Source organism: Streptomyces sp. NPDC091972, from assembly GCF_044756385.1.
Taxonomy (GTDB): Bacteria; Actinomycetota; Actinomycetes; order Streptomycetales; family Streptomycetaceae; genus Streptomyces.
In genome coordinates this window covers 101,851-123,649 of the sequence record NZ_JBIVSV010000015.1, presented here as the reverse complement: position 1 = coordinate 123,649, position 21,799 = coordinate 101,851, and the positions used below count along the sequence as shown (strand labels likewise).

Genomic DNA, 21,799 nt, shown 5'->3' with positions numbered 1-21,799 from the left:
GATGTCCCGGTCGACCACTGATGGTCGATCGGTCAATCAGTCGAACAGCGGCTCCAGTGCGTTCGGGCCGGCGAGGATGCGCCAGGCGGGAATACGGACCACGCGCGTGACAGGACCGGCCTTCGCACCCCGACCGCCAGAGGGCAGCCCGATGAGCAGGCCGGCTCGTTCATGTACCAGCCGAAGATGTCGTGCCGCATCACGGGCCGGCTCGGGGCCGGTGTCAACGACCACCGCGGTGTTGCCTTCGGCCGCGGTGATCAGCAGGTCGATCCGCTGTCCACCGACCAGCGCATCGCGTTCCAGCTCGACAACACCGCGCGAGGCGAGGACCTGCTGCATGGCGTCGGTGAGATCTCTGCGGTGCCGGTCCTGCCACAGGCGCGGCTCCGGTACAGGAGTTGGCTGCACACCGGCCGCCCGTGTCTGGTCCCACAGGAGCGAGCGTGAGGACAGCAAATGCGGGAGCCCTGTCTCCTGCTGCCAATAGCCATGGTTGCCCACCGTGATCAACTGGGATTTGGCGCGGGTGATCGCGACGTTCCAGAGGTTGACCTGGCTCGCCACCCAGTGGGCGGTTCGTTGCGGGGTGTTGGCGGTGGCCACCGGGCTGAGGATCATCACATCGCGCTGACCGCCCTGGAAGGCGTGCACCGTTCCCACCCGTACCCGGTCGCTGCCGATCATGCTCTCCAGGGCATCCTTCTGCGCGCGGAACGGTGTCACTACGCCCACGGTTGCACTCTCGGGCAGACGGCGGAGCAGTGCCCGCACGATGTCGACGACAGCGGCAGCCTCGGACGGGTTGCGCCAGGACTTTCCTCCCGGGCCGCGTGCCGACTCGCCCGAGGGCACATTCGCCCAGGCCAGTACGGGAGCCACTTCCCCGGTGTCCATGAGATCGACCGCGGATACCTGCCGGCGCACGTCGGTCATGATCTCCAGCGCGCCGTAGTAGCAGTGGCCGTTGACGATGTCGGCGATTTCCGGGTGGCAGCGGTAGTGCTCGTCGAGCAGCAGTGTGCTCTCGCCGTTCTGTGCGGCGGCCTGGTAGGAGGAGTGAACGTGGTAAGCGAGCCGTCGGTCTTCCAGCCAGGCCGCACTCAGTCCCGCCCTGACGCGGGCCTGACGTTCCTGTTCCGGCGAGATGCCGGGAATGTGGGTCAGCTGCATCGGGTCCCCGATGATCAGGGCCCTGCGGGCGCGGAACAGCAGGGGCAGCACCGCCGCGATGGAGCATTGGCTGGCCTCATCGATGACGACCAGGTCGAAAATTTTCGGGTCAGGCCTCAGCTGGCGCACCGCATGGGTGGTAATCGCCCACCCCTTCAGGTGGCGCAGCAGGTTCAGCTGGCTCCGCTGGGTCCCTTTGCGCTGACGCAGCGTCTGAAGCCGCTGGTCGAGCAGCGATCGCCCGCGATTGAGGACCTCCGCCGACAGGGCCTGGCACAGCTCTGCCGACAGTTGGGCCCGCGTCGTCGCACAGCTTGAGCGGGCCTGGCGCAGGGTCTCCTCGTCGTAGGCGAGCTGAGCCGGCATGAGTTCACGCACCTGGCTCTCCAGGCCGGTCAGTTTCGCCAGGTCGTCGAGGAGGTCCGGGGCAACGGGCCGTTCCCCCACCCATGGGGGCAGTTGCAGCGCTGCGTCGCTACCGGCAGCTGCGACGAACGCCTTCATGGCGCGCGTTCGGCGCCAGCGCCCCCACCAGCCGCCCGCCGCTGCTGCCCGGCGGGCCCTCGTTTCCCATCGCGCCGGCGCCGAGTGGTCGTCGGATTGCCACAGCCGTGACAGGAGCGGCACCGGAAGCTCGACCTTTCCGGCCAACTCGGCGCGCTGCGACAGCACCTGGGCCAGCCGCACCTCACCCGCGACCTGCCGTCCGGCCTGGTCGCGCAGGGCGGCGGCGCGCGAGCGCAGGTTGCGCAGTTCACCTGCCACGGTGGCGGAGCTGCGCCGGGGCTGGGCCGGCGGCGCGGACAGCAGTTGCTCCAGCTTCTCGGCCTCCTTGACCAGGGCCTCGACGTTGCCGGTACGCATCAGCAAGCCGGGAGCGATGTCGTCGCAGCGCTGGGCGACGACGTTCACCGCCTCGTTGTTGGTCGACGCCACCAGCACTGACTCACCTGCCGCGACGCAGGTGGCCACCACCGAGGTGACGACCTCACTCTTTCCCGTTCCGGGGGGACCGGTGGCCACGGTCAGCGGCTGCGTCATCGACGACATGACCACCTGCTCCTGGCTCTCGTTGGAGGGCCCTGCCGACACGACGAGAACGGGATCCGCTGTGGGGGCGGGGGCGCCGCCGTTCAGCAGCGCGTCAAGTGCCGTACCTGGGATCTCGTCCGTGCGGGTGGAGATGGCCAGGAGATTCTCCACAATGCCGTCGGTGGCGAACCGCTCCACGCTCGACGGGGCCAGGATCACGGCGGTGTTGTGCGCGCCGGGACGCAGGGCCTCGTTGACCGAGTCCCCGCTCAGACTGGAGGCGTCGAGCGGTTCCAGCTCCGGAAGGCCCAGGACGTCGAGTAACTCCCGTACGGCTTTGATCATCTGTGCGTCGTTGCCGTGTTGCCAATTGGGCTGCCAACGGGCGAGCAACTGGGCGGCCTCGTCCTCGGAGAGAAGCTCGGTCACGAGCTTGGTGTGCAGGGACGGAACCCCGCTCGGGCGCAGCACCGCTCGGCCGCTCTCGTCCGGCGCCAACTCCATTTGCTGAATCAGCAGCGGGGCGATCCCGACGTCCGTGCGCCGGCCGCCCTCGCCGCGCAAGGGGAGCGTGACGGCGGGATACCCATACCAGTACTCGTGCTGATCGGCAGCGCGCCCTGCGCCATTCTTCGCCGTGGTGCCGCCTGAGCTGTGCGCACCGGGCAGTTTCCTGGGAGCCGGAAGTGCCGGGCACAGACCGGACTGAACGGTCTCGGGTCCCCCATCCACCAGGAAGTACTGCGAGTTTCGTCCCGCCTGCCGGTCGGGCAGCATGCTCGCCGCGGCCTGGGCGCTCAGGCACTGCGCGTAATAGCGCAGCAGCCGCTGCCAGTCGTTGGCGTTCTCCTGGTCAGCCGCGGCCCGCTCACGAGCCTTGAGGTGAGCCGCAGACGTCGGGGGCGGTTCATGGGGCGGAGCAGGAAGATGGACCGGGCGGGCCACGGACCGGGCGAAGTGCAGCGTGTGGGTGGCGCGGATGGTGGACTTGGTCGGGCGTTGCTCCTCCGGTACACCCTTGCGCACCATCTGCGCGGTCAGATACTCGAAGAGATCCTCCGGCGATATCCAGCCGCTGTCCTTGATCCGCCCGTTCCGCAGTCCTTCGACGATTTCGCCGGTGAACCGTGAGGTACCGAGCGTCGATCCCTCGGGGGCCATGGCGGAGGCGGCTTGTAGCGCGTCCGAGGCGGTGATGAAGTAGACGCCGGTCGGGCGCAACAGGGTGCTGCGTTCCGGCTCGTCTGATGGCGAACTCTCCCGGCCCTTGGCATGCCAGCCCTGGACGACCGAACCGCTGGCACAGCAGTCAAGCAGCACGATCTTGGATGCGGCGCGGCAGGACTGGAGGGTCTGCTCCAGAAACTCCGCCGACACCGCCGTACGGGGAAGATCGGCAGGGTCGCTGTCGCGGGTCAGGAAGTAGAGCTGGTTGTCGGCCTCACAGAACTCCCCGTGCCCGCTGAAGTACAGCAGGGCGCTCTCACTTTGCTGGCGCTCTTCGAGGAACGACTCGATGGCGTGCAGCATTTCCGCACGCGTCGGTTCCGCCACCATCTCGCAGTCGTTGTACTGGCCGATCTCCGTGCTCTGCAGGACGGCCTGCATGTAGTGCAGATCGGCACGTACCGCCGGAAGGTCGTGATAGTCCTCGCTGTCGTACTCCGAGACGCCGATCAGAAGGGCGTAGCGGTCGTTGTTTCGCACCCTCGGTCAGCCCGTCGCGGGGGTGTCGCCGCCCTGGCCCGGCGAGCCGTGTGCACTGCTCCCGCCTGGCGGCAAGGAACCCTCCGCGAGAAACCGTTCGAGGCGCTCGTCGTCCTCACGCGCCTCGCGGCCTGTGATGCGCAGGGTGGCTCCGTCGGGACGGGTCGCGACGATCGTGCGCTGAGGGACCTTGGCCAGCCACACCTGTACGCAGGCCGCAGCCAGCGAACCGGCACTGAGGACCAGACCGACGGCCTCCAAGACGTCGCCGCCCTTGTCGGTGCTCACCGAGGGACCGGCCGAGGGCACGCACAGGAAGGCCGCCGGATCCGTCTGCAACGCCTCGGCCAGCAGCTCGCGGACGTCGCTGCGAGCCCGCAACGGATCCTCGTCGATCACAGAGATCAACAGGCGCGGCTGGCCTTTGCCGTCGTTGCTCACGCGTCCCCCTGCGATGTCAGCTGTTGCCGAAGATGCCCTGGGAAAGTACCTGACGAACAGGGCATAGAAGCGAGAACTTACCGGAATCAGCCGGTAGTTGACGCGAAAGCTACTTCGCCTCCGCAGACGTCATCAACCGGCGAGGGTGGTGCCGTCGGCCGGTCGAGCCCGCCCCGACACCGCTGATCGGCCAGGCTGGACTCCGTGGCACCTTCTCAAGTCGGCCTCGCACCGTGCGGGACCGCGGCTGTCATAGGCCAGCGTCGCGCCCAGTGCGCGATGAGCCCGGGCAGGGGAATCTCGTTGCCCATCGCCCGTTCCCAACACTCTTGGCCGGCATGTAGGGGCGTGCGGTGTCCCGCGTCAGATGTTGGCCTGACAGGCGGCGCGTGCCAGGGTCTGCATGTCATAACCCGCGGTGTTTTCAGACTGCCTGACGGGATTCTTTCCGCTGGCAATGTCGAAGGTGGCGACTGCGGCGGTATTGACGTCGGCCGGAAGGTTGTCGGCAATGCATGGGATCGCCATCACCACGACGTTGGCCTTGGCGTTCGCCCCACCTGGTCGCTGCGTTGACAGTCTGGGCAACAGCGACTTGCTGTAAGTCCAGGTCACCGACTTGGTGTTGCCTCGCTGCGATGGCACAGCTCCGGGGTTCTGGGCGGCAGGGAGTGAAGGGTCATAAATCGGCAGATAAGACCCAGGCTCCCGGAAACCCTGACCAGGCGGGAGCCACACGGAAAAGCCGATGTTCACCGCATGGTCCGCTGTGGCCGTCAAAACCTGCCGAGTCGAATCGAACTCCTTCAGCTTGGCGCGGGAAGGCGCGCGGTAAGAGCTGGGGCAGTTTTCGGGCGGCGCTAGCGGCAGATCTTCGTAATTCGACTCAGGGGTCACATAGGCGTCAGAAATGAACTGCGGATCGCTGGTCTCACCGGAAAGGTACTTGGCGAAGGTGGCCTTCCAGCCGGGTGGCTGCTTGGCTACGCGCAACCATCTGCTGGTGAACCATTGCTGTTGGTCGGAAGATCCCGAACCGTCAAGAATTGGATCACCGATGCAGTATTCAGAGAACCCGACGGAGCAGTCTGCCGAGAATCTGCCGTTCGCCGGGTAATGCCGCGCGGGGCCACTCCTGCTGTTGTTGCCGAACTCCCCGGCAGTAATTCCGATGTACTTTGCCTTGAGAGTGTGTGAGCCGGTACATGAAGGTTTGGAGAGACCTACTTTATCCGCGGGAACGAAGAGATTGACTGCCGAGATGAGCAGGACCACCGCGCCGGCGATCGCTGTGAGGAGACCTGCCCGGTCGACGAGCGACTCACCCGAACTTGGAGCTGTCCTGGCCACGATCGCGGCGACCACGCCGATCCCGAAGCTGGCGACGATGCCGTCCACACGTGAGACCTGAGTGTCGCCGTAAAGGATGCCCTGGTGCACAAAATATATGCGTGCCACCAAGGCGACGACTGCAAGTAAAAGCAGGGAAACCAAGACCGCAGGATTCTTCAGCACAGCGCCCCCACCGGAAATGATCCGTAGCTCGGTATAGCCGCCCGGGGCGGCAGTGGTAACCAACGGTACGCCCACACAGGTACCGCCCGGGGTGCATGCTGAATTTTCCTGCGGGCGCGGGGGATGCCTGGAGGGCATCCGCATCGATGGGGTGCGGACCGTCCGTGTTTGCCAGGTGGTGTCCTCCTGAACAAAGTCAGTTGGCGATCAAGAGACTTCTGGTGGAGCCCAAGGAGCTCGTCCTGCAGAACTCTCCTCCCTGAGGTTGATGGGACCTTCCTACAGGTGACAGAACAGTCACGGCAGGGGACATGACGCTCAAGCACGGGGCGTCCTGCCCCAGGCAATTTCGGCGACGTGGCGAGGCCGGGGGCCTTCGCCGGCCAATGCAGTTGCTTTACGCAACTCGGTGCTGGCGCTGGGGCGACTCCCTATCGCATGTGCCGACGAAGACGACCGCGACCGCCGCGGCGCGGTATGCCCGTCACGGAGTGCTCCCGCCCGCGGCGCGGCGCGCTGCCTTGTAGCGGTGGGCGCGATGAAAACGTGCATCAGGTGCAGGGCGCCACAAGGTGAGAAGAGCACGACTCGGCCACGGCGGCCGCGTTGTATGGGGCAAGGCAGTGCCGGCTGACTCGGCGGCCGTATGCCGCGGCCGACGGGCCGGGGCTCGCTGGCGGCTCCTTCTGCTGGAGGGCGAGCTCCGGCCGCCCGAGATGCGCTTGCCGTGCAGGTGCACTGCGGGCATCGAAACGACGTTTGCGGCAGTCGCTGCCCACGTTCGTCCCAACGGCACCGGCTCGCAGCGGGGCAGATCGCTTCCTCGGCCTTATGTCAGTCACCGTGACCGGTCGAGCTGATCAGCGCTATCAGGACGAGGAGGCAGGTGGTGAGGGTGATGACCTGCTCGGCGCTCCAGCCCTGCTGGATGGTGAGGGTGATCGCGGCGGCGGTCACGTAGGGCCACGAACGGTGGTGCGGCTGGGGGGAGTTGGGCTGTGACATGGCGGGCTCTCCAGGGGGACGGATGCTTTGCTGGAGACCCACGGTCATTCATGATGGCGTTGTTCCCTCGCAGCGAACGTGGTTGCCGCAGGTGGACACTCGTATATCGGGGACAACCCGGGGGTTGTCCCTGGACAAGCGTGAGACGGGGGAGTGGATGGGGCGGCCGCTAGGGGCGTTAAAGGGCCGGACGGAAGAGGCCAACGAGTTCGCCCGCTGGTTACGCAGGATCACCACCAACGTGACAGTGCGGTCCCTGGAGGATGACTTCCCCTACGGCAAGTCCTCCTGGAGCGGGTTTCGTGACGGCAGCCGGCTCCCGTCCCCGGATCTGGTCAAGCAGGTCGCTGAGCGCTATCTGCGCGAACCGGCGATGCACGCACGTCAGTTGGAACAGGGACTGCGCCTGCTGACGGCCGCTCACCAGGCGGCGAAAGATCTGGAGGACAGGACTGCCCCGAGTAGCCAGGACCTTTCGGCGCTGCTGGCGGCCAACCGCCGGGTCGACCCGGTGACCGTGGCGCTGCTGCGTCTGGACGACGCCCGGCTTCGTCAGATCGAGGCGATGCAGAAGCTGGCCGCCTCCGAGCGACGGCGCGAGGAGCTGGAGGCCATGGTCTCGGTTCTGGAGCAGCGCATCACGATCATCGAGAGCGAGCGTGACCAGGCCAGACAGGAGACCCGCGCCGAACTGCAGCGTGAGCTGCGGATGTCGCTCGAATACCGGCGCCAGGCCGACGAGAAACTGGCACACGCCCGCCGCGCGGAGGACCGCGCACGGCAGCTGCGGCTGGCGGCGGAGAAGCAGGTGGCCGCCGAGCGTGCCGCACTGATGCGCCTGGACCGCGACGCTGCCGCGGACACCCTTGGCCCGCCCATCCCGACGGACTCGGCGATCGACGGCCTGCACCTGCCGCCTCTGCACCACATCCGCGATCTCCTCGACGCCGCCCAGGAACAGCTGGACGCCCAGGACGACGAACTAGACGTCCTCGGCAAGCAGTTGGGCGCGGAGCCGGGCAAAGACGGTTACGGCGAATCCGTGGTCACCCAGATTGTTTGGGGCCAGGTAGTCGACTCCGGCGGCCCCCCGGCGGCGGATGTCCCGCCCCACGCGCTGGACAATCCCAGAAAACCCCTGACCGGCCACGACGGGCTGGCTACGCCTAAAGAGATCGGACCGGCCGCGTCACGCAAGCACGCCGTGGACGGCCGGCATGCGGTGTCCATTGAGCTGGTGGTAAGGCTGAACGCAGTGGACACCGCAGACGCGTTGTCGTTGTCGCTGTCCCAACTGCTGCGCCGTACCGGCGTGCAATCGATCGGCGAACTCAGCGCCGCGCTACCCGATCAGATGAAGGACGACGTGCTCCGCGCCGCTGTCGGGCGCTGGATCGACGGCGACGACGTGCCCGCCACTTGGAGCCAACTTGAGGAACTGGTACGGCTCATGGAGGCCACCGACGACGAAGTCGCAGCCTTTCGACAGGCCTACCAGCGGATCACCGCCAAGCGTTCCGCCACATGGTTCAACGGGGAGGACGACCTGGCCGAACTCGTCCCCTTCAGGGCAACAGAGTGGATCACCGCCGGCATGGCCCCCCTGGCCCTCACCGGCCTGACGACCGCCTACACCGCGGCCCTTCGGGCCATACCCGGACCGGGTGCGGCGAAGCTGGTGGCCTACGGCGTGGTGTTCTCGATCGTGTGCGCGCTCATCCTCTTCGCAGCGGTCCGGGTGGCCGTCCGCTCGGCCTGGGCGGAGGCGGCTTCGGTGCGTAAACGATTCACCGCCGCGGGTCTGGCCGCCAGTGTCCTGGCGCTGCCGACCGGGCTGGTGACGCCGTGGCTCGTGGACTCCGACGGGCCAGGACGCTGGCTCGCTGAACTCGTGCAACTCCTGTAGGCGCGATGCGGCCCGCACGCTCAAACAGCTGCATCGCGGCAGGACGTCGTTCCGCAATCTCATTGAGCAGTGTCCCTCGACGCACTGGCGAGTGGCTTGCTAGTGGAGGCGAAGACGGGCAAGTCAGATTGTGGACGCTGACCGGTGACCGACAGTGCGACGTGTTTGAAGGCCGTACCCGACCCGTGCGGTGCGTGGCCATCAGCCCGGACGGATGTTGGCTCGCCAGCGTCGCTGACGACCGCAGCCTGGTGATGCCCACTTTCGATCTGGCTCACCTTCGACGGAGAGCACCCTAGACGGCGGGCCACCTCCTCCTGCTTCAGACGAAGGCTCATGCGCTGCCTGCGCAACGCGTAGCCCAGCACCATCCGCTGCGCGGACGAGGCGGGCTCGTCCCGCAGATATCCGCGGCCGGCCGTTGGAGTTGTCGTTGTCGCCCGGTTCACCGGCCCCCGCCAACTGCTAGACCACTGTTGCTCCTTGACACCACAAACACAGGGTGAAGCTGTCGGCGCTCATCGTGCACGAGCCGCCACGATCCGGCGGGCGAACCGGAAAAGAGTCCAAAATCGTTTGTATGTGTGCCCGGATTGTGTTCCCGGTGCCGGGCCGCTGGTGGTAACGGTGAGGCTCATGCGGCGGCAAAGGCCACTCGCGGGCAGCACTCGGGTCGGTGACTCCTCCCGGCTGAAGGCGGGGGCTTCTCGTAACGCCGGGTTGGCGTTGCGACGGACCAGCCCGGACCTTAGAACGAGTCTGCGCTGGTAGGAGTCGTGCACTCGGTTCGAAGAGCGGCCATAGTCCGGACACGCTGCCTCGGTTGCCCGGCCTCCGCCAGTAATGAAGGCGGCGGTCACCGCTTCGACGTCCACGTCGTCGATTCCGTCGAACACGAGCGAGTCCCAAAAGGTTGCGCCGGCCTGCATGACCAGCACCGTCACCGCTCGCCGCGGTTGCCAGAGAGGCCGAGCGCGGAGCTGAGGGAGCGTCACTCCCTGATGCAGGGCGGGAAGGCGTACGCCGTCTCACGCGAATCTGTGTCCTTGTAATCGAACGCCGCGGTGACACTCCCCAAGATCTGCTAGAGCCCAGAACTCACCGACAAAGCCATTCACACCAGACCCGCGACCTGCGACTTCACGACGCACACCGCTCATTGCACCTGCCTGGCTCCGCGCAAGGGGGAATCCGCCTCCAGCCCGTCCATCCACCGGTCCACGGGCACCTCCGCCTCAACGGCGGACGAGGGCTGCCGCGGCCTGATGACGTACGGGATCGACGCCGGCGACGGGTCACGCAAGTTCAAGAACTGCTCCGGCACAAACCAGAAGTGACTGAGCCACGCTGCGCAGCACGGCCGACGTTCAGAAACCGTGGGCGGCCAGCCGTGCACGTGATGAAAAGTCAGGTGTGGCGTCACCCGCAACGCCCGTCGACACTGGCCCGGTTAGCCGACCAGGGAGTCTGGCCACGAGTGCCTTGGGATTCCTCCTCACTCGGCCGCCAGATGATCAGTGAGTTCGCCCGGGGTGACATCGAGGGCCTTCGCAATGTCAACCACGGTAAGGATGCTGGGGTTTCGCTGGCCGTGCTCGATGTAGATGAGGCCGCGAAAGCTCAGGTCGCTTCTTTCGGCGAGCTGTTCGAGGCTGTAGCCGCGTTCTTCTCTGATTCTGCGGATCTGCATGCCGAGAGACAGGAGGCGGGGGTCAGGTGTCGCGTCACGATCTTGCACAGTGTGACACCACTTGCTGTCCGATCAGAACACCATGAACAACTGTGCATAATCACGTTCTGCGTTGGAAAGAGTTACCCGTGAAAGCCCTGTACGCGGTGCCCATTCAGCCACCAGGGCAGACCGACAACAGATCGCCGAGGAAGCGTGAGGAAATCTGTGCCCGACGGACTCGCCCCATTCGACCGCTGGCACAAAAGATTTTCAAAACCCGAGCGAGGTGACCTCCCGTGCCTCTGCGGTACGAGCTTCCGACCCCTGTATCCGACCGCCGACCACGGACGAGGACTCCGCTGGCGGGCTCGTTACCTCGCGAACTCCGGAAAGGAACCGAGCTCCACATGCATCATGTCGCTGCGCTCACACCAGAAGCGCGAGGAACCGGCAAATCGAAAACAGTCAGCTTCTACACGCTGCACATGCGCCATCGAGGGAGGCGGGAGAATGGTATCGCCGTCTACGAGAGTTGCCTTCGTCTCCACATCCTCCCGTTCGCCCGCCAGCGGACGGCTTGCTCTCTGCACAGGGTCACCGCAGGCTTCGCGCTCACTATCGATCACACCTGGGGCATCGTTCTTGACTTCATTCAGACAGGCGAACCTGGTGAGTTGAGCAATTGGTACGAGTTGCCGGAAGGGGCTCTGTCGCCAACTGAGACATCGCCGAGCTCGATTTTTCGTGACGGTCTGCCGACGGAGTCGGCAGACCGTTTCGCGTTCCGTAGCTGCTTGCGGGCAGGCCGGTGGCCCGACCGTCGTGTCGGGTGGGCTCCGGGTTCCATTGCTCCGAAGACGGATGGTGCTGCTTGTAGGGACGGGGAAGCTACTGGTCAGACTGGGTTCAGCAGTGGGTCGCGCCGTTCGAGGGCGTCGGTGACGCGGCGTCCGGTGGTGACGAGCTGGCCAGCCCGGCTGAACAGGTGGCGGGGTCCCCAGAGCCGGGGCTTGACCTTCAGTGCAAGCATCGGCATCCAGGCCCGCAGGTCGAGTGCGATCTGCACGATCTCTAGCCAGATCCTTTGGGCAGTGTCGTGCAGGGGGAGGTTCCGCAGGCCGGTCGCGCGGGCAGCCCGGATGCGGCCCTCGGCCCGTACTCACAGGCGGTGGCGGAGTTCGAGCCCGGCGATGGGCTGGCCGATGGTGTTGCTGGCGAAGCAGGTGATGCGCATGTCGTCGGCGTCTGTGATCCGCAACTGGGCATCGGGGTGCGGTTGTTCCTTCCGGACGATCAGCCGCATGCCCTTGGGCCAGCCGTCGAGCACACCGCAGGTGAGTTCGGCGACCCAGACCCCGTCACGGATCTCTCTGTTGAGCTCGACGGCCGGGGTGCATGCTGCGGGCGGCACCTTGAGTACGGCCTGGTGAAGTACACGAAGGGTGCGTCATACGAGCGCATCAGCAAGGCGGATGACGGCGATGAAGACGGTGTCATCCGTCAGGGGGAGGACACCGCAGAGTTGGCCGAACGGCGCGGGATCCCCCTTGAGGGACGCCGCTTCCGGGACAACGACAAGTCGGCTACCCAGGGCAAGCACCGCCCCCAGTACGAGCTCCTCATGGCTGCCGTACAGCGCGGCGAAGTCGACGTCATCATCGTCTACATGCTCGGCCGGCTCTGGCGGAACCGGCGCGAACGGGCCGAGGGGATCGAGATCCTCCGCAAGCACCAGGTGTCCGTGCTGTGCGTGAAGGGCCCCGAGTTGGACCTCACGACCGCCGCCGGCCGTCTCCTCGCCGGCCTCCTCGGCGAGGTCGACACGTTCGAGGTCGAGCAGATGTCGGAGCGGGAGCAGCGGGCGATGCGCCAGCGCGTCGAGCGCGGCCTGCCGCCGAGCGGGCCGCGCTGCTTCGGGTACACCGCAGACGGCACGGAGCTCGTCGAAGACGAGGCCGCTGAGGTCAAGGACTGCTTTCGCGCGCTGCTTGCCGGGGCGACCCTCTCCGGGATGGCTGCCGGCCTGAACGAGCGGGGCATCCTCACTCGCAACGGCAGACCCTGGTCACACAACGCCATCCGGGGCGTACTGCTGAACGAGCGTTACGCGGGGCTTCGTCAGTACCACGGCGAGCTGTACCCGGGCAAGTGGCCGGTCATTGTGGACGAGGCCACATGGCGGGCGGCGAAGTACGTCCTTGAGGACGGGAGCCGGGCGATGAGCCCGGGAGCGGGCCGGCGGTGGCTGCTGTCGGGGATCGCCCGGTGCGGGGTCTGCGGCGATGGGACGACCGTGACGTCCGGGTCGCGGGGCGGCCCGAAAGGCACGCGGGGGCTCACGACGCCGCTGTACCGGTGTCGAAAGACGAAGCACCTGGCGCGCGGTACGGGACCGATCGATTTCACCGTCGAGGAGTACGTGATTTGGCGTCTGTCGCGCCCCGACGCCATCGATCTCCTCGTCGACGAGAGCGCACCGGGGACGGGGGAGCTGTGGGCGAAGGCCGTTGCCCTGCGGTCCCGGATCAGAGCCCTGACCGACGAGTTCGCGAATGACGACGATGCGGACGCCGTTGAATTCAAGGCCGCTATCCGCAGGATCAAGGCCCGGCTGGCTGACGTCAAGGTGGAGATGGCGGGCCTACAGCGGTCGCGCATCCTGGTGGACATCGTGACCGCCGAAGACCCTGTCAAGGCCTGGAAGGATCTGATGCTGGACCGGCAGCGCGCGGTGGTCGAGACGCTGGCCACGGTCACGCTCCTGCCCGGCCGTCCGGGCAGGGCGCCGTTCGATCCGCGATCGGTACGCATCGAGCCGCTCCCGGGGATGGGCTGACCCCGCGGGCGAGCAGTCCGCGCAAAGGGTGCGTGTTCAACGCGAACCCTTACCGCGGACGTCGCTCGCCCCTGTGCGACCGTTGATTCGCAGACCCACAGGTTGTCGACGGTCGGCTTCCGCTCAGACGGCTGGGCGCCAACGGGAAGATCGGAGCGTTCAGACGGCCACACTTGGTCGTCACAGATCAGGCTGTAGGCGCTGTTTTAGGAGTCGTCGCCTGAGGCTGGCAGCTTCCACGCCCGCCAGTCGGTCCGCTGCTCGTCGCCGTCTTCGGACTGCCACCATTCGGCGACGATGCGCAGCGCGTGGGCGTTTGAAGTCCTGGCCCGCTCGGACGACCACAGTTCGTAGCGCTGCTGTGGCTTGCTGAGGGGATGGTACGAGCGCAGGTTGCATACGATCACGCCAGTGCGGTCCAGGTCACTTGCCAGATCGTCGGGCGCCTGGAGGCCGACGACCCAGTCTGCCTCGTCCCCGCTTTGATCGGCGGGCTCGATGACGTCCCCCAGCACGTGCAGAGGGATGCGGCCGTGGAATCGCTCTCGGGTGACTGACCGTTCGGCCAGCGGACGGAAGTAGCCGCGGCTGGGGACGTCGAACTGCCGGTAGAGCTGCTGCAGCGAGCCAGGGTCCAGCGGAATGCCGATGAGCTGGAAGGAGACATTGCAGCGCATGACGTGACGTGTTTCTTCTGCGGAGATGCTACCTGACACGGTGTAGAAAGCGTTGTCACAGACTTCGAGGTAGACGAACTCCTCGCTGTGGTGCGGATCTTCCACGTCCCTGGTCCGTTCTTCCCAGTGCCTGAGGGCCTCGGCAAAGCCATCGGCACCACAGCCATGCCAGTTCCGGCCGTGCTGCTGGATGCTCCACTGACTCCGCTCTCACATCCACCCCAGTTCGTTCAGCGCGTCCAGGAGGCGGAGGGGGTCAGGCTGGCCCCATGCGGTGAGCGGCATATCCAGGCACACGCCGCTTCCCGCAGCCGGCACCCAGTCGACATCGGGCAGGTCGAGGCAGAAGACCCCGGGGCTGAACCCTCCTGCTCCGTAGAACCATGGCACCGTGTCCCCGCTGGCGTTGAGCAGCCTGTAGCGGCTCATAGGCAGCTTCCCTGCCGTCTTGCACGGACTGCGGGCGGCCTCCTCGGCCTCCCGCTCTTTTCACCGCGATGGACACGCCCGTGGACAACGAGTTCATCGTGCTTCAGGCGAAGAAGGCGGTCCAATTCCTGCGGAGCCCTCAGAGCCCTGAGGATGTCCACCTCATTGCAGACGAGGACCAGTCCATCCCTGCGGTCCCCGACGATCGCCTCCTCCGCTTGCTCGGTGATCCCGGACATGGTGAACAGCAGAGCCACAACAGTGCCGTCGAGACGGCCCAGGCGGCTGCGGACCGCATCTACGACCTTGGGTCCGGCAGGCCGGCGCTCTCACTTCGCTTCGACGAGATAGTGGCGGCTGTGGGAGATGACCGCGAAGTCGGTCTGCCGGGGGCGCGCCATCCTCGGATTGTGCACGACCTGGTAGTGAGCCTGTCGAAACATCCGCTCCAGCAGCGCTTCCAGCTTGTAGCCGCGGCGCTGCGCGTTGGAGACCGACCGCAGGGCGGCCAGATCGCGGAGCAGATCCGATGCATGCCAAGGTTCGATTTCGAGGTCTTCGTCCGCCGCGTCAGGGCGTTCCTCTTCAGGGGGGGCCATGACTGGTCATCTTGGCGTACGGCTACGACAACGCGGTCCCTCCAGCGGGTCCGGCTGCCCCAACACACTTGTGGCTCAAGGCCCGTCATCACGAGGTGGCGACCTTCCCTCGCGCCCGTGACATGCCGATACGGATAGTTGTGGCCGGGAGGCGGGCTGGGGGCCGCTCGCTGATCCACCTGCCGTACGCCGACGCCGGCCCGCTCAGAGCCGAACTGCGCCCGTCTGGCCGGTCCGCGGTGATCCGGTCGAACTACGTAAGGCCCGGGGGCCCCGGCAAACCTTCGCAGCCACCTGGTTGTCGAGAGTGAACTTCTGCTTCCCCCGGGGACGGCTACGATGTTCGGCTGGGATGTATGGGGTGTACCAATGTCAAGGTAAAGCAGTGGTGTTGAGGCGGGCGCGCGTGAGTGCCACGTACAGGGCGCGATGGTCTGCCCGTGCAGGGTCGAGGCCGTGTGCCAGGGCCGCAACGTCTGCCGGGCTCAATCTGACGGCTACGGTGTTCCACTCGCGTCCCTTGGACTGGTGAGCGGTAAGGCCAGGTCTCAGCTGGTCGTTTGCGAGCCGGAGTTGTAGACGATTCAGGGCGCGAAGTGGCTTGCGTGTGAGCTGGGTGGTAGCGATTGCCGGGATGTGCGCAGCGAGACTGCGTGTCAGCTTCTGCCACACTACGGCCGGTTGGTCGCCGTACTTGAGGTCAGTTATCGCGGACTGCAGGCAGGGGCGGAGCGTTGTCGCTAACGCTTCCCTTTCCAGCCCGAGCGTGACCAGAGTGTCGTGCAGAAACACTGCCTGCATGCCCAGCGCATTCTGTGCGATCTCATTGAGGAGCAGGGTGCAGATCGCCTCTTGAACCTGACCGACACCTGGCTTGATGGCGAGGGGCAGGACGTGTGGATCGCAATCCCATAATGCCTTCCATTTGAGGGCGAGGACCATATCGGCATCGCGGGCAGAACCGGTTGGCAGCGTGACGGGCAGGCTTCGGCGTAGGCGCCGTGCAAGCCATGTCTGTCTGTCGGTTCCCCACCGGAAGGAGTTGTCCAAGTGGTGTGTGACGAAGCCGTTCTCGCTTATATAGGCCGCCATGGCAGCGGGACGAGCGCCTCTGAACTGATAGAGGGCCTGCCAGGGGTCGCCGACCAAGGTGAGAGAGCTGGATGCTGATGCAACGAGTGAGAAGATGTCCCGGTCCAGATCGTTGGCGTCGAACACCTCATCTACGGTCAACGAGCGCACCGTGTTCTCGAAGTACGAGATGAGAACTCGGCGTGCGGGGCCAGCTGTGAGAGCCCCTTGAAGAGCCTCCCGTACGTTGTCATGGGTACACGTTCCGGCCGAGACGGCTCCCTTGAAGTGCAGAGCTGAAGGGTTGCTGGTGTCCTGGGGCTCGTTGACGGTTCTTATGACGACGTGGCCGCCGTCGACCTGCAGAACGGGTCTTATGCGGCCGGGTTTTGTCGGGAGGACCGTCCGCCATGAGTCCAACACGTCAAGTTCCGTGTGTCCTCCTGGCCAGTGCAGAACACCTTCATTGAGTAGGTGGAAGAGCAGGTCGCACAAAAGGGAGTCCAGGGTCACGACGCGGTGCGGCCAGCGCAGTGAGGCCGAACCCCATTGCCGGGCGATCCGCGTTCGTAGTTCCTCGGTGGCTGACCTGGTGAAGCTGACCGCTACGACAGCACGTGCGTCGGTGGGGGCGCCAAAGCGGTGTAGGCCGAAGCGCAGGGCCGACACAGTGGTCTTTCCGGAGCCGGGTGCCGCTTCGACGTAGACGCGGTCACGGGCGCTGCCACTCGCGGTGAGCTGTTGGGGTGTCAGTGCATGAAGCCCGGTGCTGGATCTAGGCATTGTTCTGTTCCTGCGGCCAGGCTCCGGGTATCGCTTGCGTGGGCCAGCTGCCTGGCTGGCGCCCTGCCGTGTGGTTCTGCCGGATCGGATGTGAGCGCAGAGGATCGTCCCAGTCCGCGGTTTCCTCGGCTTCGCCTGCCGCGGCACCGAACTCGAACTCGTGCTCGGCGTCAATGGGCTCGTCCTCTGGCCAGTACGCCGGGTCGTCGAGGTCGTCATCCCAGTCGATGACGTCAGGCAATTGCTCCCAGATGCTGTCGGGAGCAAGCCACTCGGGCGGTTCCGCGGCAGCGTCTTCGGACGCCAGATCGCTGGGGGAGTCTGGCACGGCCGGATAGAGGAAATTGAAGAGGTCTTCAAGGTGACCGGGTACGGATACGACGGAGAGGCCATCGTCCGCCTCGCGGTCGGCGTCGTTGGCTTCCCGGAGCGCCGCGGCGAAAGCGAGGGCAAACTCTGCCTTGCGCCGCGCACCCCGGCCCTCTTTGACTGCGGCCTCGCCGTCCTTTGCAGACCGTCGGCTGGCGAAGTAGGACCGCACGCTGTCCACGGTGACTTCGACCAAAGGATGGCTGGGGTCGACCGCTCGTTGGGCTTCCGCGACAAGGTCCTCATTGCCCGGAGTGATCGCCGGCTCAAGAGTGGGATGACTGATGAAAACCCGGACCACGGACGAGTCGTGCTCCGCCGCCCACCTGGGCACGTCACGTGCGCTGTCGAACGGAAGATCGCTGTCGCTGTCACGGAGGATCGCCAGCTTCGTGCACAGCTCCTTGCCCGGTGTCGCCAGGAGACGGGCAGCCCACTGGCCGACCTTGGTGCCCATCGGGACGATGCTCAGAGCATCAATGAAAGCTTGCTTGGCTTCGTCGCCACCCGCCCAGGCACGGCCGAACTCACGCACCACCGCGCCCTCAGTGACTCCTTCGACCAGGAGCAGACGCTCGGCGAAAAGAGCCGACGAACGACTTGCGTCCAGGTGCAATCTGACCATGCGCAGCGTGGCATCGCGATGCTCTTCCGGGACGACATCCTTGACGCACTGGCTCACACTTCCATGGTCAGTGCGACGCACAACGACGAGCTCGGTGGGGTCGCAGGCTGTGATGATGTCAGTGGCGTGACTGGTGAGAATCACCTGTAGCTCAGGGCGCGCCTTGACGACTCTGCGCAGGTAGCGGACCAACGAGTGCTGCAGCTGAGGGTGGAGATGAGCTTCTGGCTCCTCGATGATGACCGTTGCGTGAAACGGGGCCGTGGAGAAGAAGGAATCTTCCTCGGAAGCCGCCTCCGCCTGTGCTTGAGCCAGATTCTCGAACGCCTGCCGCGCCTGCTCCTCCTCGGACGGGAGTTCGCGCTCGCCGCTCTCTGGTGAGTTCGTGGAGGCGAGGGGAACCTCGGTGGAATCAGGTATCGCAGCCAACGTCACGGCAATATGCAGCAGGTTGACGTACCCCAGGCCAGAGACCTCCAGAGGCCGGGCTGCGGAGCGGCCCTCGATCACGGCGAGCATGATCTCCAGGACGCGAGCGAGATAGGTGTCGTCGATCACCTGGCCGCGCACATAGGGCCACTGTCGGCTCACGCCGGCGGACAGTCTGCCCAGCTGCTCGCCGATGCGTGCCTCAACGGCGTCTATCAAGCTGTCCTTGGCGAGATCCTCCAATAGCCGTGAGGCGCGAGCCCGTAGAGCTACCAGGTTGCGGCTGCCATGGAGTTCCTGCTGCCGTGCGCGTAGCAGCTCCACCAGGATGCGCACCTCGCGGCGCGCCAGTTCGTCCAGTGGCTGACGCCAGGCGGGAAGATAGATCAGCTTGAACTGGTCGATTTTCCGGGCGATGCCATGGCTGCTTGTCAGGCGCGAGGTAACCGTTCCCAGTTGGCGGTGCAGGGAGACACTCCAGGATTCAGCCTCTCCGCCGAGCCGCCGGTGCCCTGTGGCGTGAAGCTCGCGACCGAGGCGCCCCTCGGCATGGAGGTCGTCGGCCAAGGCGTACGCGATGTCGATGCTGCGCTCGACGCCGGCATCGGGCGACGCCAGCGCGGCTGAAGTCGGCCTCGGGAGCACGGGAAACCGGTTTCCCGGGTGTGCGAGGTAGATCGCGTCGGTGAGAGTGGTCTTGCCCGCGCCGTTGGGCCCGATCAGCACACTGAACCTGCCAGGAAGGTCACAGCTCATTGGCGTCTCTGCGCTCGCGCGCAGACCGCTCACCTTGACGCGACTCAGATGCATGGCAGGCCCCCCGATCGGCTCCGTCACTCTGGCAACATCATCGCTCAGCGGCCCGCTGCACTACCCAGTCGCCCCCGCTTCGCGGAAGCGTTCCGCTGCCCGCCGCGCGGCTGAGCAGCTAGCCAACGAACGGTTTGGCACAGGAATGTGAGAACCCTTCGACGGCGCGCTGAACCTTCCCCTCGGCGGTGTAGCGGGTGTGAAAACGCAGGGTTGATGCGGGGTGTTGATATGTACGGTTGCTGACGTGAACACAGATGGAGCATTTGACCCACGTCGCCTCGGGGTGCCGAAGGAAGTCGTGGACGAGGGCGCGCGCACCCTGCGCCATGCCCGCACGTCCCTCGAAGCCTTCGTTGGAAGCCTCTCCGAGGGGGACTCCGTCGACGGAATGTCGCCCGCCGATGCCAGCTGGGTCAGTTCCTCCCACCACCGGTATCGCACGGCACGTTCCCGGTTGTGGGCCTGGGCGGGCTGGAGCACGCAGCTCACTCTGGGTAACATCCTCGATCACGTGCAGGCCATCGAGCGGACGCTGGTGGGCGAGCCTGTGGCCATTTGGTCACTCGTTTCACTCTCGCGCGTCGTGCAGGAGGGCACCATCCGAGTGTGTCACCTCTATGAGCCCGGTCTCAGCCCGGAGCGGCGTGCAGTGCGCATCGCAGCAGCATGGCTGAACGGAGCCCGGCAGCATCAGACCGCGGCGAAGGACGTCGGCGCTCAGGCGGTTCCTGGGGCTGACAGGATCTGGCAGTCCGCCGAGCAGACCGCACAGCGTGCCGGGATGACCATCGGCCTGGATTCGAAGGGCCGTCCGAGCTCGGCAGTGCTGGGTTCGGCGGCAGCACCGTTCGCGGTGAACCTCACCGATATCGCTGCCAAGCGACCGACGCATCTTCCTGCCTGGTATCGCATATCATCCGCCACCTCGCACAGCACCGTATGGATGGTTGCTCAGGCTTTCGCGTACGACGAGGAGGACCAGCCGGTCTTGCAGGCCGACCCGGAAACCGTCTCCGCGGCGGTCCTGGCCGTCCTAGGAGCTTTCGAGGACCTCGTCGAAACTCTGGGGGCCTACCATGGAAAGGACGCCCACCAGGCGCTGCAGACTATTCGCCGCCGGACCGTCGCGGTCCTCGACCGCCAGCGCAAGTGGCGCCAGCAAGCTCAGGCCGATGCCCAGCAGGCCGCAAGCACGGGTCCGCTGACGTAATAGGAGGCGCGCACCACTCGGACCCGAACGAAAGGTCTTCTGCAGTCCGGTTGCTGTGCCCCGCTGGTGGTGGTCTTCAGCCGTACAGCCACTGCCCCCATGCTTTGCGGCAGGTCAAGACGGTGGCAGGGGATGCCCAGTTCGGCCAGTGCGCCGGGGGAGACGCGCTTGCAGGCCGTGTTGGGGGCGCTGGCGAAAGCGGCATCGCCAACCAGGCACGGCGCAGGCGCGTGGGCCGCCGGGCAGAGCTGTTCGTGATCGGCCCCGAGTCCTGCCGCTTCCTGACCACCAGCACCTCAACCGCGGCCTGGGCCCTCGTCCGCAGCCCAGGGGTACTGCGGACCTTCACCACCGTCTTCGGCACACCGAGCATGTCCGTCGCCCAGTTCACCGCGACCCATGCCACCCACGTTCAGATCACCGATCTGCGGGATCATCTCCCCGCTTCCGTCGCAGCCTTCCTGCAGTGAGCTGTTCTCGGCATGACGCGCAAGGTTTGCGAAGAGCCCCACACTCACGCCCCCAAGCCGCGGCGGCGCGTTCCGCCGCTAGCGCGGCGCCATTGAGCAGGTGGCGAGACGCCCGAGAACGTCAGCACGGTTGTCGTGCGAACCGCCCACCGGCCGCGTGATCGAGGCAGTGGTGGCGAACCGGCCGGCCCTCTGTTCAGCGACAGGCGCTGGGCGTATTCGTGAGGTGCCGTCAAGGGTCTTGGTGGAGGCCAATGCGTGTCCCGGCTGGTGTATTGACGGGGCTCGTTGGTGTCTTGTCTGGGGGCTTGGGCAGTCAGCGTCGATGTCGCGTCCGGCCGGTGGCGACAGGAGTCTCCTCAGGGACACCACCGGACCCGGGGATGCCCAAGACGAGACACCGGCGTGTCAATCGGGTAGGAGGGCCGGATCGCCCGGCCCTCCTACCCGATTGCCACGCCGTCAAGGGAGCACCTTAGGCGCAACTTCCGAAGCATTCCTGAAGTGCGGCTGCTGCTGGTGCCTCGGTTACAGGCGCTTCGCTGTGCGGTCGCGCAGCAGCAGCCACTGACCCGCGTCGGCGCCGCCTGAGCGCGCAGACGGTCCACGCAGCAGCACGGCGTAAGCCGTCTTCTCCGCCTTGCTCGGGGCGGCAGACTGGCCTGGCGCCTTGGAGGTCGGGAAGGACCTCGTCATGCCTTTCCAGGCCTTGTCCGCGTTCGGAGTGCTGAGCATCGGCCCTCCTAGGCCTAAATGGGGTTACCAGTGCAGTACACACACGCGTGCGTGCAGCCCCGGTAGGGGTTGACGGTCCACTCGAAGGGCATGCGGGAGGCGCCCGGCACCCGGTTGATGATCGAGCGGGCCCGGATCTCGTGGAACGTGATCCCGGCGAACTCGGGCGTGTCGAACGTACGGCTGACCACCGCGTCGGCGCCGAAGAGGGCGGCGTCGGCCCGTCCGTGTTCCGTGGACTCGGTGAGGTTCTCCCAGCGCATGAGGCCTCCTCGGTAGCACTGCCCTTCGAGTGAAACACT

The 21,799-nt window shown here is 66.1% G+C and carries 16 protein-coding genes and 2 pseudogenes; 5 read left to right on the top strand and 13 right to left on the bottom strand.

The window, feature by feature from the left end:
• Positions 1–36: 36 nt before the first annotated feature.
• The 4 genes from ACIQJT_RS34930 to ACIQJT_RS34915 all read right to left on the bottom strand — a co-directional run bounded on the left by ACIQJT_RS34930 (position 37) and on the right by ACIQJT_RS34915 (position 6,873).
• Complete coding sequence (locus ACIQJT_RS34930) at positions 37–3,912, bottom strand: AAA domain-containing protein (protein ID WP_402649768.1); 3,876 nt, start codon at positions 3,910–3,912, stop codon at positions 37–39.
• Positions 3,913–3,918: 6 nt separating this feature from the next.
• Positions 3,919–4,353, bottom strand: a complete 435-nt coding sequence (locus ACIQJT_RS34925; RefSeq protein WP_402649767.1) for a hypothetical protein — start codon at positions 4,351–4,353, stop codon at positions 3,919–3,921.
• Between the two features lie 363 nt (positions 4,354–4,716).
• Positions 4,717–5,943, bottom strand: a complete 1,227-nt coding sequence (locus tag ACIQJT_RS34920; protein WP_402649766.1) for a hypothetical protein — start codon at positions 5,941–5,943, stop codon at positions 4,717–4,719.
• Between the two features lie 759 nt (positions 5,944–6,702).
• Positions 6,703–6,873, bottom strand: coding sequence for a hypothetical protein (locus ACIQJT_RS34915; RefSeq protein ID WP_402649765.1), 171 nt, complete (start codon positions 6,871–6,873; stop codon positions 6,703–6,705).
• A 124-nt stretch (positions 6,874–6,997) separates the two neighbouring features.
• Between ACIQJT_RS34915 and ACIQJT_RS34910 the strand changes: the two genes are divergently transcribed.
• Together ACIQJT_RS34910 and ACIQJT_RS34905 are read left to right on the top strand one after the other, a co-directional pair.
• Positions 6,998–8,779, top strand: a complete 1,782-nt coding sequence (locus ACIQJT_RS34910; protein WP_402649764.1) for a hypothetical protein — start codon at positions 6,998–7,000, stop codon at positions 8,777–8,779.
• A gap of 5 nt (positions 8,780–8,784) precedes the next feature.
• Positions 8,785–9,078, top strand: coding sequence for a WD40 repeat domain-containing protein (locus tag ACIQJT_RS34905; RefSeq protein WP_402649914.1), 294 nt, complete (start codon positions 8,785–8,787; stop codon positions 9,076–9,078).
• Positions 9,079–10,274: 1,196 nt separating this feature from the next.
• Here the strand turns inward: ACIQJT_RS34905 and ACIQJT_RS34900 are convergent.
• Both ACIQJT_RS34900 and ACIQJT_RS34895 read right to left on the bottom strand, forming a co-directional pair.
• A complete protein-coding gene (locus tag ACIQJT_RS34900; RefSeq protein ID WP_063793623.1) occupies positions 10,275–10,469 on the bottom strand; it encodes a helix-turn-helix transcriptional regulator in 195 nt (64 codons plus the stop codon).
• 877 nt (positions 10,470–11,346) lie between these two features.
• Positions 11,347–11,883: pseudogene (locus ACIQJT_RS34895) on the bottom strand (transposase); the annotation flags it as partial.
• On the opposite strand from ACIQJT_RS34895, the gene ACIQJT_RS34890 reads away from it, so the two are divergent.
• Complete coding sequence (locus ACIQJT_RS34890) at positions 11,878–13,287, top strand: recombinase family protein (RefSeq protein WP_402649763.1); 1,410 nt, start codon at positions 11,878–11,880, stop codon at positions 13,285–13,287. The pseudogene ACIQJT_RS34895 and the gene ACIQJT_RS34890 overlap by 6 nt on opposite strands.
• A gap of 206 nt (positions 13,288–13,493) precedes the next feature.
• On the opposite strand, the gene ACIQJT_RS34885 is transcribed toward ACIQJT_RS34890, so the two are convergent.
• From ACIQJT_RS34885 to ACIQJT_RS34865, 5 genes are all read right to left on the bottom strand, one after another.
• On the bottom strand, positions 13,494–14,069 hold the full coding sequence (locus ACIQJT_RS34885; RefSeq protein WP_402649762.1) for a hypothetical protein: 576 nt from the start codon (positions 14,067–14,069) through the stop codon (positions 13,494–13,496).
• Between the two features lie 105 nt (positions 14,070–14,174).
• A complete protein-coding gene (locus tag ACIQJT_RS34880; RefSeq protein ID WP_402649761.1) occupies positions 14,175–14,393 on the bottom strand; it encodes a hypothetical protein in 219 nt (72 codons plus the stop codon).
• A gap of 329 nt (positions 14,394–14,722) precedes the next feature.
• Positions 14,723–14,992 (bottom strand): hypothetical protein, encoded by a 270-nt coding sequence (locus ACIQJT_RS34875; RefSeq protein ID WP_402649760.1) that lies wholly within the window; start codon positions 14,990–14,992, stop codon positions 14,723–14,725.
• 372 nt (positions 14,993–15,364) lie between these two features.
• On the bottom strand, positions 15,365–16,846 hold the full coding sequence (locus tag ACIQJT_RS34870; RefSeq protein ID WP_402649759.1) for a UvrD-helicase domain-containing protein: 1,482 nt from the start codon (positions 16,844–16,846) through the stop codon (positions 15,365–15,367).
• Positions 16,839–19,106: an ATP-dependent nuclease gene (locus ACIQJT_RS34865; protein WP_402649758.1), complete on the bottom strand. Its 2,268-nt coding sequence runs from the start codon at positions 19,104–19,106 to the stop codon at positions 16,839–16,841. Before ACIQJT_RS34865 ends, ACIQJT_RS34870 begins: the two co-directional genes overlap by 8 nt.
• A 220-nt stretch (positions 19,107–19,326) precedes the next feature.
• Between ACIQJT_RS34865 and ACIQJT_RS34860 the strand changes: the two genes are divergently transcribed.
• Both ACIQJT_RS34860 and ACIQJT_RS34855 read left to right on the top strand, forming a co-directional pair.
• Entirely contained in the window at positions 19,327–20,292 is a 966-nt protein-coding gene (locus ACIQJT_RS34860) for a hypothetical protein (protein WP_402649757.1), read from the top strand.
• Between the two features lie 230 nt (positions 20,293–20,522).
• Positions 20,523–20,762: a hypothetical protein gene (locus ACIQJT_RS34855; RefSeq protein ID WP_402649756.1), complete on the top strand. Its 240-nt coding sequence runs from the start codon at positions 20,523–20,525 to the stop codon at positions 20,760–20,762.
• 528 nt (positions 20,763–21,290) lie between these two features.
• On the opposite strand, the gene ACIQJT_RS34850 is transcribed toward ACIQJT_RS34855, so the two are convergent.
• The gene (locus ACIQJT_RS34850) at positions 21,291–21,497 is read right to left on the bottom strand and encodes a hypothetical protein (protein ID WP_402649755.1); all 207 of its coding nucleotides are present in this window, start codon (positions 21,495–21,497) and stop codon (positions 21,291–21,293) included.
• A 32-nt stretch (positions 21,498–21,529) separates the two neighbouring features.
• Positions 21,530–21,760, bottom strand: a pseudogene (locus ACIQJT_RS34845) (radical SAM protein); the annotation flags it as partial.
• Between the last annotated feature and the right edge of the window lie 39 nt (positions 21,761–21,799).

Bases quoted from the DNA above. Each gene is read 5' to 3' on its own strand.
- ACIQJT_RS34915 (WP_402649765.1), bottom strand. From the start codon at position 6,873: ATGTCACAGCCCAACTCCCCCCAGCCGCACCACCGTTCGTGGCCCTAC.
- ACIQJT_RS34905 (WP_402649914.1), top strand. From the start codon at position 8,785: ATGCGGCCCGCACGCTCAAACAGCTGCATCGCGGCAGGACGTCGTTCC.
- ACIQJT_RS34900 (WP_063793623.1), bottom strand. From the start codon at position 10,469: ATGCAGATCCGCAGAATCAGAGAAGAACGCGGCTACAGCCTCGAACAG.
- ACIQJT_RS34880 (WP_402649761.1), bottom strand. From the start codon at position 14,393: ATGAGCCGCTACAGGCTGCTCAACGCCAGCGGGGACACGGTGCCATGG.
- ACIQJT_RS34875 (WP_402649760.1), bottom strand. From the start codon at position 14,992: ATGGCCCCCCCTGAAGAGGAACGCCCTGACGCGGCGGACGAAGACCTC.
- ACIQJT_RS34870 (WP_402649759.1), bottom strand. From the start codon at position 16,846: ATGCCTAGATCCAGCACCGGGCTTCATGCACTGACACCCCAACAGCTC.
- ACIQJT_RS34850 (WP_402649755.1), bottom strand. From the start codon at position 21,497: ATGCTCAGCACTCCGAACGCGGACAAGGCCTGGAAAGGCATGACGAGG.